Annotated in this window: 16 protein-coding genes; 9 read left to right on the forward strand and 7 right to left on the reverse strand. The window is 51.5% G+C overall.

The window, feature by feature from the left end; translation table 11 throughout:
- The first annotated feature begins 231 nt into the window (after positions 1-231).
- Entirely contained in the window at positions 232-1698 is a 1467-nt protein-coding gene (proS, locus tag EDM58_RS16860) for a proline--tRNA ligase (RefSeq protein WP_122914349.1), read from the forward strand.
- 57 nt (positions 1699-1755) lie between these two features.
- On the opposite strand, the gene EDM58_RS16865 is transcribed toward proS, so the two are convergent.
- From EDM58_RS16865 to EDM58_RS16875, 4 genes are all read right to left on the reverse strand, one after another.
- Positions 1756-2823 carry a hypothetical protein gene (locus tag EDM58_RS16865; protein ID WP_122914350.1) on the reverse strand — a complete coding sequence of 356 codons (1068 nt, stop codon included), beginning with the start codon at positions 2821-2823 and terminating at the stop codon, positions 1756-1758.
- Positions 2802-2960 carry a hypothetical protein gene (locus EDM58_RS25770; protein WP_183187538.1) on the reverse strand — a complete coding sequence of 53 codons (159 nt, stop codon included), beginning with the start codon at positions 2958-2960 and terminating at the stop codon, positions 2802-2804. Before EDM58_RS25770 ends, EDM58_RS16865 begins: the two co-directional genes overlap by 22 nt.
- Positions 2961-3044: 84 nt before the next feature.
- Positions 3045-4028, reverse strand: coding sequence for a cation diffusion facilitator family transporter (locus EDM58_RS16870; protein ID WP_122914351.1), 984 nt, complete (start codon positions 4026-4028; stop codon positions 3045-3047).
- Positions 4029-4208: 180 nt separating this feature from the next.
- A complete protein-coding gene (locus EDM58_RS16875; protein ID WP_122914361.1) occupies positions 4209-4826 on the reverse strand; it encodes an ArsR/SmtB family transcription factor in 618 nt (205 codons plus the stop codon).
- 183 nt (positions 4827-5009) lie between these two features.
- Between EDM58_RS16875 and bcp the strand changes: the two genes are divergently transcribed.
- From bcp to EDM58_RS16895, 4 genes are read left to right on the forward strand one after another with little or no spacing between them, the layout of a single operon-like run.
- A complete protein-coding gene (gene bcp, locus EDM58_RS16880) occupies positions 5010-5483 on the forward strand; it encodes a thioredoxin-dependent thiol peroxidase (protein ID WP_122914352.1) in 474 nt (157 codons plus the stop codon).
- A gap of 24 nt (positions 5484-5507) precedes the next feature.
- Complete coding sequence (locus EDM58_RS16885; protein ID WP_122914353.1) at positions 5508-6557, forward strand: M42 family metallopeptidase; 1050 nt, start codon at positions 5508-5510, stop codon at positions 6555-6557.
- 12 nt (positions 6558-6569) lie between these two features.
- Entirely contained in the window at positions 6570-7331 is a 762-nt protein-coding gene (locus EDM58_RS16890) for a class I SAM-dependent methyltransferase (RefSeq protein ID WP_122914354.1), read from the forward strand.
- A gap of 38 nt (positions 7332-7369) precedes the next feature.
- The gene (locus EDM58_RS16895) at positions 7370-7918 is read left to right on the forward strand and encodes a cob(I)yrinic acid a,c-diamide adenosyltransferase (RefSeq protein WP_122914355.1); all 549 of its coding nucleotides are present in this window, start codon (positions 7370-7372) and stop codon (positions 7916-7918) included.
- A 59-nt stretch (positions 7919-7977) separates the two neighbouring features.
- Here EDM58_RS16895 and EDM58_RS16900 read toward each other — a convergent pair whose 3' ends face one another.
- On the reverse strand, positions 7978-8886 hold the full coding sequence (locus EDM58_RS16900) for a complex I NDUFA9 subunit family protein (RefSeq protein ID WP_122914356.1): 909 nt from the start codon (positions 8884-8886) through the stop codon (positions 7978-7980).
- Positions 8887-9027: 141 nt separating this feature from the next.
- Here EDM58_RS16900 and nth point away from each other — a divergent pair, with 141 nt between their 5' ends.
- From nth to EDM58_RS16915, 3 genes are all read left to right on the forward strand, one after another.
- Positions 9028-9726 (forward strand): endonuclease III, encoded by a 699-nt coding sequence (gene nth, locus EDM58_RS16905; protein ID WP_122914357.1) that lies wholly within the window; start codon positions 9028-9030, stop codon positions 9724-9726.
- A 149-nt stretch (positions 9727-9875) separates the two neighbouring features.
- On the forward strand, positions 9876-10310 hold the full coding sequence (gene perR, locus EDM58_RS16910) for a peroxide-responsive transcriptional repressor PerR (RefSeq protein WP_122914358.1): 435 nt from the start codon (positions 9876-9878) through the stop codon (positions 10308-10310).
- Positions 10311-10527: 217 nt separating this feature from the next.
- Positions 10528-12267, forward strand: coding sequence for a glycosyl hydrolase family 18 protein (locus EDM58_RS16915; RefSeq protein ID WP_122914359.1), 1740 nt, complete (start codon positions 10528-10530; stop codon positions 12265-12267).
- A gap of 69 nt (positions 12268-12336) precedes the next feature.
- Here the strand turns inward: EDM58_RS16915 and EDM58_RS16920 are convergent, their stop codons facing one another.
- On the reverse strand, positions 12337-12720 hold the full coding sequence (locus tag EDM58_RS16920; protein WP_023556133.1) for a YgzB family protein: 384 nt from the start codon (positions 12718-12720) through the stop codon (positions 12337-12339).
- 125 nt (positions 12721-12845) lie between these two features.
- Here EDM58_RS16920 and EDM58_RS16925 point away from each other — a divergent pair, with 125 nt between their 5' ends.
- Positions 12846-13718, forward strand: a complete 873-nt coding sequence (locus EDM58_RS16925) for a nucleotidyltransferase-like protein (RefSeq protein WP_122914360.1) — start codon at positions 12846-12848, stop codon at positions 13716-13718.
- Positions 13719-13752: 34 nt separating this feature from the next.
- Here EDM58_RS16925 and EDM58_RS26035 read toward each other — a convergent pair.
- Positions 13753-13980: hypothetical protein (locus tag EDM58_RS26035; RefSeq protein WP_221175420.1), on the reverse strand; the 228-nt coding region annotated here is incomplete at its 5' end.

Genomic DNA, 13980 nt, shown 5'->3' on the forward strand with positions numbered 1-13980 from the left:
TTGCCTGGTCCCAGAGAGTCGGCCCTCGTCTGCAAGGCTGATACATAGGCATAGCTGCACCCCATCCTGAAGCCGCTGGTGATGAACTGTGCCGGATGCCCGCCGTTATCGGGTTTGTTGAGTGAACGGCAGCCTGTGTCTGCTGTTAATCAGGGTGGTACCGCGGAAGTTGATCCTCCGTCCCTATGTGGGATGGGGGATTTTTTATTTTGAAAAAAGGAGTGAGGTCACATGAAGCAGGACAAAGCGTTTGTGAAAGAAATCACCCCGCAGTCCGAGGATTTTTCCCGCTGGTATATTGACGCGATCAAAAAAGCCGAGCTGATGGACTACACCCCGGTGCGCGGCTGTATCGTGTTCAAGCCGGACGGGTTTGAGCTGTGGGAGCGCATCCAGGCGGCAATGGACAAGCGATTCAAGGAGACGGGACATCGCAATGCCTATTTTCCGATGCTGATCCCCGAGTCCTTTTTCCAGAAGGAGAAGGAGCATATCGAGGGCTTCAATCCCGAGCTTCCTTGGGTGACAGAGGCCGGAGGAGAGCCGCTGGAGGAAAAGCTGGCCTTGCGTCCGACCTCGGAGACAATCATCGGACATATGTACAGCCAGTGGATTCAAAGCTACCGCGATCTGCCTGTGCTGATCAACCAGTGGGCCAACGTGTTCCGCTGGGAGAAGCGGACGATGCCGTTCCTGCGTACCTCCGAATTCCTCTGGCAGGAGGGACATACCGCGCACGCCACCGAGGAGGAGGCGCGGGAAGAAACCATGCAGATGCTGGAGATTTACCGCGAAGTCGTAGAGCAGGAGCTGGCGATCCCGGTCTGGAAGGGACAGAAGACGCCAAGCGAGCGGTTTGCCGGCGCGATCGATACGTATTCCATCGAGGCGATGATGAAGGACGGCAAGGCGGTGCAGGCGGGCACTTCCCACTACCTGGGCGAAAACTTCGCGCGCGGCTTCGAGATCAAATTCCTTGATCGAGACAATCAGTTCAAGTACGTCCACACCACGTCCTGGGGCAGCTCGACCCGCCTGATCGGAGCGATGATCATGGTGCATGGAGATGACAGAGGGCTTGCCTTCCCGCCGCGCATGGCGCCGACGCAGGTAGTTATGATTCCCGTCGGTCCGATGAAGCTGCGCGAACAGGTGATGACTGCATTTGATCCTTTGTTTGACGCGTTGAAGACAGCGGGAGTCCGCGTGCGCGCCGATCTGCGGGAGGAGACGCCGGGCTGGAAGTTCAATGAGTGGGAAATGCGCGGTGTGCCGATTCGCCTGGAGATCGGTCCACGCGATGTGGAGAACGGGCAGGTTATTTTGGCGCGGCGTGATACGGGTGAAAAGGTGACAGTGCCGATCGAGGGCGCGGCTGAAGCCGTCACGAAGCTTTTGGAGGAGATCCAACAAAACATGTACGACAAAGCCGTCGCCTTCCGCGATGAGCATTCCCATCTGGAGATCGACACGCTGGAGCAGCTGCATGCCCATATCGCTGCATGTGAAAGCGATAAAAAGCCGAGCGGTTGGGTTCTGGCTGGCTGGTGCGGAGAGGATGCTTGCGAGGCGAAGGTCAAGGAAGAGACCAAGTTCACATCCCGCAATATTCCTTTCGAACCGCCTATGGAGAAAAAGACGTGCATCACCTGCGGGACTGAAGCGAAGCACACTGTCTGGTTTGCTCGGGCGTATTAATGCCGCAAAAATGAGGAAGACCACCTGTTCATACAAGATCAGGTGGTCTTCCTGTTTTTACGATGAGCTCTGCTTGGATTTCCAAGGCTTTTGCTTGTGCTCGACTGGTGCCCATCGCTTTTGTGTATTGTCCCACTTCAATCGGAATAAGTGATGAATCCCGTCTGCCGTTAAATGGACGCTAATAGCTTCGTCATAGGTTCCGTTTTTGACAAACACTCCAGGTCTGCGGTCTCCCACTTTTGGTACGTATGGCTGTTCTTTGAACCCTGGTTTTGCCCACCAGAATGAGTTCAGCTTATGAATCGCGAGAGCCGGATTCTGATCGATGTCTTCGAATGAGACTTTGGTTTTTTCCTGTTTGAACTCATTCAGATAGGTATATTCGTCAAAGTTAAGTCCAAAGTTTGCGAAGATGTTTTTATAGATGTCAAAATCCTTGAAAGCATTGCGAAAGGTTAGCACAAAGCCGCTATTGGACGACAAAAACAACAGATTGTCGTAGCTGTATTGATAGGTAGGACCGGTCGCGTGAAGGGTAGTCACACCTTCCTTCAGCTTGGCACCGGTAAACGTAAACGTAATTTGTCCGCGCACCGTAAAATCCTCGTCAATTTCCACCTTCTCCGCCTCTCCCGGATTGGGGAAAAAGACGACATGCAGCTTTCCTTTATTCGTCTCCAGCATGACAGCCTGATCCGTCGCCTCGAAAACATCTGCAAAAGGGGAGGCCGTCACCTGCTTGATCTCGTAGTTCGTATACCTTTGCATCCAGTCGACAAAGTCAGCCGCAAAGGCGAACTGGTCCTCCAGCACAAGGGGCTTTTCACCCTCCTTCTTCGGTGATTCCGAAGCAGGGGGGACCTGCGTATCCGATGGCACGTTGGGCAGGGATAAAGGCATTCCGATCTGTTTCAAGTGGTCCCAGGGAGGATACACCCACGCTCCGATGCAGATGAGCAGCAGACTGAGTACGATTGGCGCTGGCATCCAACGCCTGTGTGTTGAGGGACGCTGGAGTTTTTGTCGAATTCCCCTTCTCAAGTGTTCCATCTGTTGTTGATCAGTCAGGCCTTCCTGGCGTTTTGTCCTGCCAAGTTCGTTTAGCCGTTGGTCCAGATCCATTCCGTTCCCTCCTCCATGGCCAGCCAGCAGCAGAGCCGATACACGCCGGGCAGATGAGTATTCATCAATTCCTCAAAGGCGTGTGAGCCAGTTTGCGCCAATAGGGTGACAGGCGAATACATCGATTTTTCTTTCAACCTTCGTTCCTCCCTTCCCCCCTTTAGATACAGCTATCGGCAAAACCTTACATTCTGCAGAAAAAAATAATGGATGTGTTTCTGCTAATGCGCATGCGCATGATTATGGTCATGGTCATGATGATTTTCGTGATGATCTTTCCCTGGTCCTACCTGACAGAGCAATTCGTCGTGACGAACGGCTGAGTTCTCGATCTGAACCGTAGCATGAGTTATTCCGTACTGATCCCGCAATAGGTGTAAAGCCTCCTGCAGCACCGGGTAGCTCGGCAGCTCGTCTTCCACCTGCAGATGGACGGTCAGAGCATCGAAGCCGGAGGTAACGGTCCAGATATGCAGGTCGTGCACGTCATTCACACCCGCGATCCTTCTTAACGATGCCTCCACCTCTTGCACATCGATGGAGGATGGCGTCCCTTCCATCAGGACATGGATGGAGTCTTTGGTTACTCGCCATGCGCTGATGATGATCAGGACACCTACCACGATGCTGATGATCGGATCGGCAATATACCAGCCAAACATCCACATCAAGAGTCCTGCCACGATCGCACCCACAGAGCCGAGCATGTCGCCGAGGACATGGAGATAGGCGCTCCTCATGTTGAGGTTGTTTTTGTAATCACCACGCATCAAGACAAAAGCGGAGGCGATATTGGCCAACAGCCCGATGAAGGCGATTCCCATCATGGATAGGCTGGATACTTCCGGGGGAGCGGCCAGGCGTTCAATAGCCTCCAAGAAAATGTAAATAGAAATCAGGACAAGGGTTGCGCCATTTATCAGAGCTGCGAGAATTTCAATGCGGAAAAATCCATACGTTCGCGCAGCAGACGGAGGTCGGGCTGCAAAGTACATGGCGATCAGGCTGAGAAAAAGAGCAGAAGAATCGCTTAGCATGTGTCCTGCGTCCGACAAAAGGGCAAGACTGTTGGTGAGAAAGCCTCCGATGACTTCAATGATGAGAAAAGTGGTTGTGATGATCAGGGAAGTCAGCAGCGCCTTTTTATTCGCACCCTTCCCGTGGTTATGTCCATGATCATGGGAATGTCCATGATGGAGCCCCATAGCAAGCCCTCCTTCAAAATTGGCAACATTTGTTTTCTGTAACCCCATTATAGGAGAGAACAAACAAACATTCAAGTAATTATTTGAATGTTTGCAAACGACGAAATCAAATCGCGGATTGTGAGTCCCCAAAAAAAAGAAAACCACCTCTCTAGATGGTTTTCGTGTTGACTTCGTTTTTTACTCTTGCGTATCCTCAAAGTCATCATCCTGGTCATCGGCAGGATCGGCAGGCGTGAGAGGAAAGAGGATGTTGAAGTACTTCAGCTTTCTTCTGCCGGGTTCGTTCTTGTATGCCTTGTACTTCTGGATCAGTGCACTGATCTCTTCGACCATTTGGTTGCGTTCCTCTTGACTCAAGTAAAACTCAGCCAAATTGAATGCAAACGTGTTTTTGTACTCCTTGCGAACATCGTGATCGCTCGCTACCAGTCGATTCAACGTACGCAACAAATCCTTCTCCGTCGTGCGGAAAGGGGTAAACATAATGTCGCTTAGCTGTTGCGCGTTTTCCTCGATCATAAGCTGAAGCTTTACTTGAATCACCTTGGCTACAGGTTCGTAATATTTTTCCACGATAGAGCCTTTTACACGCGTATCTACCTGCTCCAACAGTCCTACTCGTACCAGTTCTTTCACATGGTAGTGAAGACGGGCTGCGTTTTCGCCCAACTCTGTGGCGATTTGCTTGGCAGTACGGGGTTCCAGATCTTCGAAGAGCTCCAAAATTTTTACGCGTTCCGGTATGGCAAGGGATTTTAGCGCTTCTGGGTCGGTTACTTCAAAAAACTCTTTCATGCCATCATTCACCATCCAACTGACTAGGCCAAATTTTAATAATTCCTCTTTATCGAACCTATCACTCAATTCTATCGTTTTCTGACAAAAAGCGCAATGCGTATACAAGATGAAGTGACAGGCAGCTTGTGATAAAATGGAATTTATCAAGATAGGCAAATCGAGCAGAAGGAAGGGATAACCATGATTGCAGTCGGTCAAGCTGCACCTGAATTTACCTTGCAAGCCAACAACAACCAGACGATCTCGCTATCCCAGTATCACGGCAAAAATGTGGTGCTTTATTTTTATCCGAAAGACATGACGCCTGGCTGCACTACGGAAGCATGCGATTTTCGCGACTTCCATCCGAAGTTTGCCGAATTGAATACGGTCGTGCTCGGAATCAGTCCGGATGAGGTCAAGTCGCATGACAAGTTTATCGCCAAACATGATTTGCCTTTTCCTCTGCTAGCCGATCCGGATCATCAGGTGGCTGAGGCATACGGTGTTTGGGTGCTGAAAAAAATGTACGGCAGAGAGTATATGGGGATTGAACGGTCGACTTTTGTCATCGACTCGGAAGGAAAAATCGCGAAGGAATACCGTAAAGTAAAAGTAAAAGGACATGTGCAGGAGGTACTCCAGTTCATTTCCGAGGAGCTCTCGGGCAAATAAGCGAGGTTGTGGAGGTTACGGTCGATGAGTGTATCTGTGAAATACATGGTGGATGCGTTCTGCCAGCTTGCAAATATTCCTAGTCCATCCGGCAATACCGCAAAAGTGATGGAGTGGGTGGAGCAGGAGTTGAAATCGCTTGGCGTTGCCTGCAAGCGGACGAACAAAGGAGCCGTCATCGCTACCATTGCAGGACAAGAGCAGGAAAAGGCCCGTTTGCTGACCGCACACGTGGATACACTGGGAGCGATGGTAAAGGAGATCAAGGCAAACGGAAGACTAAAGCTGACACTAATCGGAGGCTTTACGTTTAACGCGATCGAGGGCGAGCATTGCTCGGTAGAGACCTCCAGCGGCCGCATCGTGACGGGAACGATTCTTTCTACGAAGGCTTCGGTCCACGTCTACCGCGATTCGGGAAAAATGGAACGAAGCGAAGAGAACATGGAAGTGCGTCTCGATGAAAAAGTGAAAAGCAAGCAGGATGTGCTCGATCTGGGCATTCGCGTAGGGGATTTTGTTTCTTTTGATCCGCGTGTGACGGTTACCGAAAGCGGATTTATCAAATCCCGCCACATCGATGACAAAGCGAGTGTCGCGATTTTGCTCGGGGTCATCAAGCATTTGCAGGAGACGAAAACGGTCTTGCCGTACACGGCGCATTTTTTCATCAGCAATAATGAAGAGATTGGCTATGGCGGCAACTCCAGCGTCCCCGCAGAGGTCGTCGAGTACCTGGCAGTGGATATGGGAGCGATCGGCGACGGGCAGACGACCGATGAGTACTGTGTCTCCATCTGCGCCAAGGATTCCTCCGGACCTTACCACTACGGTCTGCGCCGCCACCTCACAGAACTGGCGGAGAAGCTGGGGCTCAACTATCAGGTAGACATCTATCCGTACTACGGCTCGGATGCGAGTGCAGCTTTGCGCGCCGGTTATGATATTGTGCACGGGTTGATCGGTCCTGGCGTGGACGCCTCGCACTCCCATGAGCGCACGCATCAGGAGGCGTTGGACAACACCGCCAAGCTGGTCATGTCCTATCTGCAGTCCGAAGTCTTGCAGGCGTAGGGGGAGAACATCATGAGTGACATGTACCAATGGGCGGATTACTATGATCTGACACAGCGCGGCGTAGCAGGAGACGTTGATTTTTACCGCGAGATGGCAAAAAATGCAGGCGGCAAGGTGCTCGATCTGGCATGCGGCACCGGAAGAATCAGCATACCAGTAGCGCAGGATGGCGTGGATGTGACGGGGATAGATCTGTCTGCGGATATGCTGGAGCGGGCAAAAGTCAAAGCAGTCGAAAGCGGCGTCGCTGACAAGCTCCGGCTGCTGCAGGGAGACATGCGCAATTTTTCGCTGGATGAGACGTTTTCCCTGATCATGATTCCGTTTCGCTCGTTTCTTCATTTGATGCATATTCATGAACAGATGAAAGCGTTGACCTGCATTCGCAAGCACTTGGCCCCCGGCGGCAAGTTCGTGATGAACGTGTTTGTGCCCAAGATCAGCCATTTTGCCGAGGAGAGCGAGAAGATGTCCCTGCGCGGCACCTATCGGCTCGAAAATGGAGACGAACTGGCGATGTGGGACTACACGCGCTACGATCACTTCCAGCAATGGTCAGAGGTGACCCGGATCTACGAACGCACCAATCCCGCCGGAGTGGTGACAGAGCGGCTGAAGGGACGTTTTACCCTGCGCTACATCTTCCCGGCAGAACTGCATCATCTGCTTCGGCTCAACGGCTTGAAGGTGGTGGAGCGGTACGGCAATTTTGCCAAGGCTCCTTTTGATGCCACCAGTACCGAGCTGATTATCGTTGCGCAAGCAGTGTAGGTTTCCTTAAAAAGCGAGTCGGAAAGGGAGGGATCGGGATGAAAATCTATACAAAAACGGGCGACAAGGGAGAGACTTCCCTGGTTCACGGTGTACGGGTACCCAAGTTCGCCGATCGGGTAGAAGCGTACGGCACATGCGATGAGGCCAATTCGCAGATCGGACTGGCGTTGTCGCTGTTGCCCAAGACAGAAGACTGGACGCAGCTTCGTGACGTGTTTCACATGATTCAGACCAAGCTGTTCCACGTCGGAGCAGAATTGGCGACGCCGGAAGGGAAAAAGGTAGGCTGGCCGATCGCGGAAGAGGATGTCGCCTTTCTGGAAGAGCAGATCGACAAGCTGTCAGCGGATCAGCCTGAATTGACCAATTTCATCCTGCCGGGGGGACATCCGGCTTCCTCTGCCTTTCACGTCGCGCGCACCGTAGTGAGACGGGCGGAGCGAAAAGCCGTGCATGTAGCGCAGCAGGAACAGGTCAATCAGGCAGTCGTCAAATACCTCAATCGCCTGTCTGATTACCTTTTTGTCGTGGCTCGTCATGTGAATCTTCAGACGGGGACAGATGAGCAGTATTTGCACCAATAGAAACATCACAGGAACAGGAAAGCCCTGCTTGCATGAGCGCGAGCAGGGCTTTTTCACAATCATTTGGTGAGATAAGATGAGATGCCTTCGCGAAAAGGGATGGGAGTGGTCGGAAAGGTGTCGTACAGGAGCTGTCCGTCGTGACAAGCGTTTCCTTCCAAAAGCATGGTCAACTGCGTGTTCGTAATCGGGAAGAAAGAAAAACCTTCCATCAGGTTGACGACTGGCTTCATCAGTCCAAGGGGGATATGCGCCTTGCGTACACGGGATTTTCCGATGACCGCACCGATCTCATCCAGGATCTGGCCATAGCTGATGGGAGCCGGCCCCCCGGTCTCATAGATGCGGTTGACAGCGGAGTCCAGCGTCAGGGCTTGGACAAAAACATCCGCTACGGTCTCGCGTGCCACGGGCTGCAAGGGATAGGAGCCATCCCCGATGACGGGTGTGACTGGCATCCGTACTAGGTCAGCAAGCATGTTGACGAACTCGTCGCCGGGACCGAAGATGACGGAGGGACGGAAGATGACATGCGGGATGCCGCTGTTCTGGACCAGTTGTTCGGCTTCGTATTTGGTGCGGTGGTAAGCGCTCGTTGCGTTTTCGCGGGCTCCCAGCGCACTCATGTGGACGAATCGCTTGATCCCGGCTTGCTTGGCTGCCTCCAGCACATTTCGCGTTCCTTCCACATGCACTCGTGAAAAGGTAACTCCTTTTCCCGGCTGCTCGCGAATAATGCCGACCAGGTGAATCACGGCATCACAATCCTGCATGGCGGCGGCCAAAGATGGCGGGTCGAACAGGTCTCCTGCAGCCCAAGTGACCCCATCTCTCCCGTCCTCTTTCATTGATCGATTCTTCTGAGACCCCGGACGTACCAGACAGACGCTCGAATAGCCCTCTTGCTGCAAGCGAGCCAGAATGCCTTTTCCGACAAAGCCGGTAGCCCCGGTCAGGAAGACTTTCATCTGAATCCCTCCTGTCAATCTGCACCATTTTTTCCTTCCATTCTACCTTACTTTCCATCCGGGATACCATTCGAAATAGAAGGCGAAGGATTGCCCGACCGCGATCTGCCTGTATAATGGATGGGGAAGGGGGTTATACCAATGGCACAACGGAAAGTACCTGTCGAAGAGATTCTGGATACGCTGCAGCAGCTTTATCCAGATGCGCATTGCGAGCTGAACTATCGAACACCATTCGAGCTTTTGATCGCTACGATTCTGTCAGCTCAATGCACCGACAAACGAGTCAACGAAATCACAGCCCCCATGTTCGAGAAATTGAATGAACCTGAACACTACCTTCATTTGACACAGGAAGAAATGGAGGAGCATATAAAAGGGCTGGGGCTGTATAAAAATAAAAGTAAGAACATCCTGGAGACCTGTAGAATCCTTTTTGAGAAGTACAATAGCGAGGTCCCGCAAACACATAAGGAACTGGAGGCATTGCCAGGCGTAGGCAGAAAGACGGCGAATGTGGTCTTGTCCAATGCCTACGGAATACCTGCGATTGCGGTCGATACGCATGTCTTCCGGGTGGCGAACCGCTTGGGCTTGGCGAAAAGCGAAAATGTCGATGAAGTAGAGCGCCAGCTGATGAAGCGGATCCCGCGGGAGAAGTGGTCGGATGCGCATCATTGGCTGATCTGGCACGGCCGCAGGATCTGCTCGGCGCGCAACCCGCAGTGTGCGGTATGTCCGTTGCAATCCATGTGCCGCCATGCTCAGGCCGAGGCGAAGAAAGCAGCCTCTAAAAAGAAGCCAAAAGCTGCAACGAAGACCAAAGAAAAGAACGCATAGCACGTTTTTTTCTGCCACTTTCTCCAAATAAACCGAATGCATATTGACAGTTTTCGCTGAGTAGACGTACACTTATTTAAAGTAATTCTAATCAATGACACGAGGAACCTTGTTCTTTTGTCTTGCGAAAGACTGTGAGGTGTAACAAAATGACACAGCGCGTAGAAAAAGCTGTTGAAATTCTTAAAAACACCGGGGTTCGTATGACACCTCAGCGTCATGCCATCTTGACCTATCTGCTTGAAACGATGACCCACCCAACTGCTGATGAAATATACAAAGCGCTTGAGGGTAAATTCCCCAACATGAGTGTGGCCACCATTTACAACAACCTGCGGGTATTCAAGGATGCAGGGCTGGTGCGGGAGCTGACCTATGGCGATGCTTCCAGCCGCTTCGATGCGAATGTGGAAGAAGATCATTACCATGCCATCTGCATTCACTGCGGCTCCATCAGCGATTTTCACTTCCCTTATTTAAGGGATGCGGAAGAATCGGCAGCCAGGGATATCGGATTCCAGGTAACCGGTCATCGGATGGAAGTGTATGGCGTTTGTGATACCTGTCAAAAGACCACCCACTAAACAACAGCTTTGCACACAGACACCTTCTGAATCAACGAGAAGCTTGCGTTGATGCGGAAGGTGTTTTTCTGTCGAATGCTGTAACGTTTTTGCGGCTGGTGCGTCTTTTTAGGATGGAGATCATTCAAGAATTGCCAAGATACAAAAGGTTGTGAACCCCTGCAATTGTCGATATGATCGTAGAAATGACTGTTCGCCGACGAGGAGGTCCAAATACATGAGCTTGGAGAGGGGACTTGCTACTCGCCCAAAGCGAAGACGCAAGAATCTTGCCCGTTTTTTTCTAATGACGATGCTGTTCATCGTCGCAATATTCGGTGTGATCGGCTGGTACTTCTTTGTTCGGCCCTCCACTGAGCATGTCGAACCATACGATGGCGACAAGCATGTGATCGTGTTCCAGGGCGAGCGGGCAGCGATGCCATATATGCTCGATTCAGAGCAGGTGCTGCTCCCCTTTGACTTTGTAAAAGAGCAAATTGATCCGGACCTGTTTTGGGATGAGCCCACGAAATCCGTGATTGTCACGACCAAGGACAAGGTGCTGCGGATGCAAAGCGATCAGGTGGTTGCGTATCTGAACAAGAAGCCGATCAACCTGCAGGTCCCTGTCCAGGAAGTGGAGGGCGTGCGCTACATTCCCTTGGAGCCGGTGGAAAAGCTCTATCCGTACGCATTCGAGCGCATCGAGGAGTCGGGCGTGCTGCGGGTTGAGAAGAGTGGATACGCTGTTCAGCAAGCCGCGATTGTCTCTGAAGAGAAGGCTGGGATGGTGAGGCTGGGCGCATCTTATCGCGAGCCGATTGTTGCCGAGCTGGCGGCAGGGGCCGCGGTCGACGTAGTGGGCGAGCAGGATGGCTGGTACCGGGTATTGACCGCATCCGGTTATTCCGGATTTCTCCCCAAAGAGGCTGTTTCTTTGACGCAGGTTCGCAAGGTGGAGTTGGAGCAGTCCACTCCATCCCGACAACCTGGTGCCTGGAAGCCGCTGGGGCAGAAAATCAACCTGGTCTGGGAGCAGGTCGTGAACAAAAATCCGGATACGGCAGAAATCGGGGCAATGCCTGGGGTAAATGTAGTATCCCCTACCTGGTTTGAACTGAAGGACGCTGAGGGGAATCTGCTGAACAAGGCTGACCCTGCGTACGTCAAATGGGCCCATCAGCGAGGCTACAAGGTGTGGGGGCTGGTGACGAACGGCTTTAACCCTGACTGGACGACCGCAGTTCTCAGCAACTTTGACAAGAGGGAGAAGGTAATCGCCCAACTGCTTCACTATGCGCACCTCTATGACCTGGACGGCATCAATATCGATTTTGAAAATGTCTACCTGAAGGACAAGGAGCGGCTCGTGCAGTTTATGCGGGAATTGACTCCGTACTTGCATGAACAAGGCCTTACTGTCAGCATTGATGTAACGATCAAATCCACCGCCGAGACGTGGTCGATGTTTCTGGATCGGGCAGCGCTTGCCAAGGTTGTAGATTATGTCGCTGTCATGACGTATGACGAACACTGGGCCGCCAGTCCGAAAGCCGGTTCGGTCGCATCTCTTCCCTGGACCGAGAATGGATTGAAAGGCGTGTTGGAGGAAGTGCCGGCAGAAAAGCTGCTGCTGGGCGTTCCTTTCTATACAAGACTGTGGACGGAAGCGAAACAGCCTGACGGCAAAATCAAGGTAAGCTCCCGGGCATTGTTCATGACTGGGGCGCAAAAATGGATCGCGGAACGAAATCTCACACCCAAACTGGATGAGGCCTCCGGTCAGCTCTACGTGGAATACAAGGACCCGAACGATGGAAACACGTACAAGATGTGGCTGGAAGACACGACCTCGATGCAAAAACGGGTAGCTCTCGTCGAGAAGTACAATTTGGCTGGAGTGGCTGCATGGCGCAGAGGATATGAAGTGCCGGAGATTTGGAATGTCATCAATGAAGGGCTGAACAAAAAGTAACCATGAGAAAAGCCACCTGCCTTGCCGTGTAAGCGGCGGGGTAGGTGGCTTTGTATGTGTAAGGGATGTTCAGGTCTGATTCTGTGGTTGTTGCTGCGGCTGCTCGTCATCGAGACGAAGAGGTTGTCCGCAAAACATACAGGCGTCCTCTTTGCCGAGCATCTTGGTTACTTTTTGACAAGAAGGACAAGACACCTGAGGAGCGGATGTAGACACCATTCCAGAAATCATAAACAGGACGGTACTTGCCATCGTAAGCAAGAAACCGAGAATGAGCAGACAGGTCATAAAAATGTAAGAGCCTTTTAGCATAGTCCCAAGCAGGGGTATAAAGTCCAGGTATCCAGCAAAAAACGCGTATCCTGTATACATGAGGAGAAGGCCGATGACCATGCTCCAGTTGCCCCAGGTACGCATGCGTTTAATTTTACTCAGGCGTTCAGTTTTTTTCATTCATCATTCCTCCTGTTCATTAGTATAGCATACCAAGGATTCATCTGTTGACAAGCAGGAAACCTTGTCTGTTTGTAGAATCCATATTTTCAACCTTTGATTGGGAAGGAAGGAGGGCATGCCTCATGCGACCAGATGACTGCATTCTATCCTATTTGCAGACGCTCCAGAAGCGTATGGATGTAGTGGCTGTACTGATGTTGCCTGACTCGGACATGCTTATTCCGTCTCGAGAAGGGATATTCATGCTGGTTGTGGTCAATCATCCTCAGGCTGAGTGTGTTACAAGGCGATTGAGCATTGCAGGCCGGATCATTGTAGAACAGCAGATCAGCAACTGGAAGTTGGAGCAAGGAATCTTGCGTGGGTTGGACGAGCGCCTTGCTGCAATCATCAACAAAGCTGATGTGATATGGGAGAAGAGCGCAGGCTATGTGACTCAGATCAAACAACGTCTGAGCCAGCTGCCGGAGGAGTTGCAAAAAAAGTTCATTTGCAAAGAGTATTCCCGGTTGCTGCGTTATTTTTGCGAGACCAAGGAGTGTTTGCAACGGGGGATAAAGCTGGACGCCTACCATGCGATGATTATGTCCCTGCAATCCTGGGCAAGGTGCATCGTATATGAAGCAGGAAGGCAGCCGGAAGCCGCGCTTTGGGCACAGGTGAAGTTGCTGGATCCGTCCATCTACAAGCTGTATGAGGAATTGTCGGTCAGTGCGGAAGCGTTGGACAAGCGGATTGAGCTTTTGGTGCTGGCCATCGAGTTTTGGATGTCATCGGCCATGAAGGAATCGGTTCGTTTCATAATAGAATTGATGGAGAAGAAAGAAGGACCGTGGCGTCTGGCCGAACTGATGAACCATCCTGAAATCCTTCATTCCCAGATTGAGCTGCCCTTGTTATTGGAAAAAATGGTGCAGCGTTCACTGATTCGGGAAGTGGCTCTGAATGTAGAGGAGCTAGGTTGTGAGGAGCTATGTTTTATATTGTCTGAGTAAAAGTTTTTAAATGGTGTTGACTTCTTGTGTTGGATCATGCTATAGTAACAAACGTCGCTGCTGAACTTCGGGAAACAAATGGCAGCAGAAAAAAAGAAAAAAACACTTGATTTAACAGGCTGATATGTGTTAAATTAAGAAAGTCGCCTCTGGGCGATGAGGTCAAAAATGCTCTTTGAAAACTGAACAGCGAAAGCGTTGATGAGTCTATCATTAAATGATTTGCCAGCTTTGAACCAGTAACAAACTTTATTGGAGAGTT

It is taken from the genome of Brevibacillus panacihumi (assembly GCF_003710985.1).
Classification (GTDB): Bacteria; Bacillota; Bacilli; order Brevibacillales; family Brevibacillaceae; genus Brevibacillus; species Brevibacillus panacihumi.

What these genes read in the sequence shown, in the direction of transcription:
- proS (WP_122914349.1), top strand. Translation starts at nt 232, where the DNA reads ATGAAGCAGGACAAAGCGTTTGTGAAAGAAATCACCCCGCAGTCCGAG.
- EDM58_RS16865 (WP_122914350.1), bottom strand. Translation starts at nt 2,823, where the DNA reads ATGGATCTGGACCAACGGCTAAACGAACTTGGCAGGACAAAACGCCAG.
- EDM58_RS16870 (WP_122914351.1), bottom strand. Translation starts at nt 4,028, where the DNA reads ATGGGGCTCCATCATGGACATTCCCATGATCATGGACATAACCACGGG.
- EDM58_RS16875 (WP_122914361.1), bottom strand. Translation starts at nt 4,826, where the DNA reads ATGAAAGAGTTTTTTGAAGTAACCGACCCAGAAGCGCTAAAATCCCTT.
- bcp (WP_122914352.1), top strand. Translation starts at nt 5,010, where the DNA reads ATGATTGCAGTCGGTCAAGCTGCACCTGAATTTACCTTGCAAGCCAAC.
- EDM58_RS16885 (WP_122914353.1), top strand. Translation starts at nt 5,508, where the DNA reads ATGAGTGTATCTGTGAAATACATGGTGGATGCGTTCTGCCAGCTTGCA.
- EDM58_RS16890 (WP_122914354.1), top strand. Translation starts at nt 6,570, where the DNA reads ATGAGTGACATGTACCAATGGGCGGATTACTATGATCTGACACAGCGC.
- EDM58_RS16895 (WP_122914355.1), top strand. Translation starts at nt 7,370, where the DNA reads ATGAAAATCTATACAAAAACGGGCGACAAGGGAGAGACTTCCCTGGTT.
- EDM58_RS16900 (WP_122914356.1), bottom strand. Translation starts at nt 8,886, where the DNA reads ATGAAAGTCTTCCTGACCGGGGCTACCGGCTTTGTCGGAAAAGGCATT.
- nth (WP_122914357.1), top strand. Translation starts at nt 9,028, where the DNA reads ATGGCACAACGGAAAGTACCTGTCGAAGAGATTCTGGATACGCTGCAG.
- perR (WP_122914358.1), top strand. Translation starts at nt 9,876, where the DNA reads ATGACACAGCGCGTAGAAAAAGCTGTTGAAATTCTTAAAAACACCGGG.
- EDM58_RS16915 (WP_122914359.1), top strand. Translation starts at nt 10,528, where the DNA reads ATGAGCTTGGAGAGGGGACTTGCTACTCGCCCAAAGCGAAGACGCAAG.
- EDM58_RS16920 (WP_023556133.1), bottom strand. Translation starts at nt 12,720, where the DNA reads ATGAAAAAAACTGAACGCCTGAGTAAAATTAAACGCATGCGTACCTGG.
- EDM58_RS16925 (WP_122914360.1), top strand. Translation starts at nt 12,846, where the DNA reads ATGCGACCAGATGACTGCATTCTATCCTATTTGCAGACGCTCCAGAAG.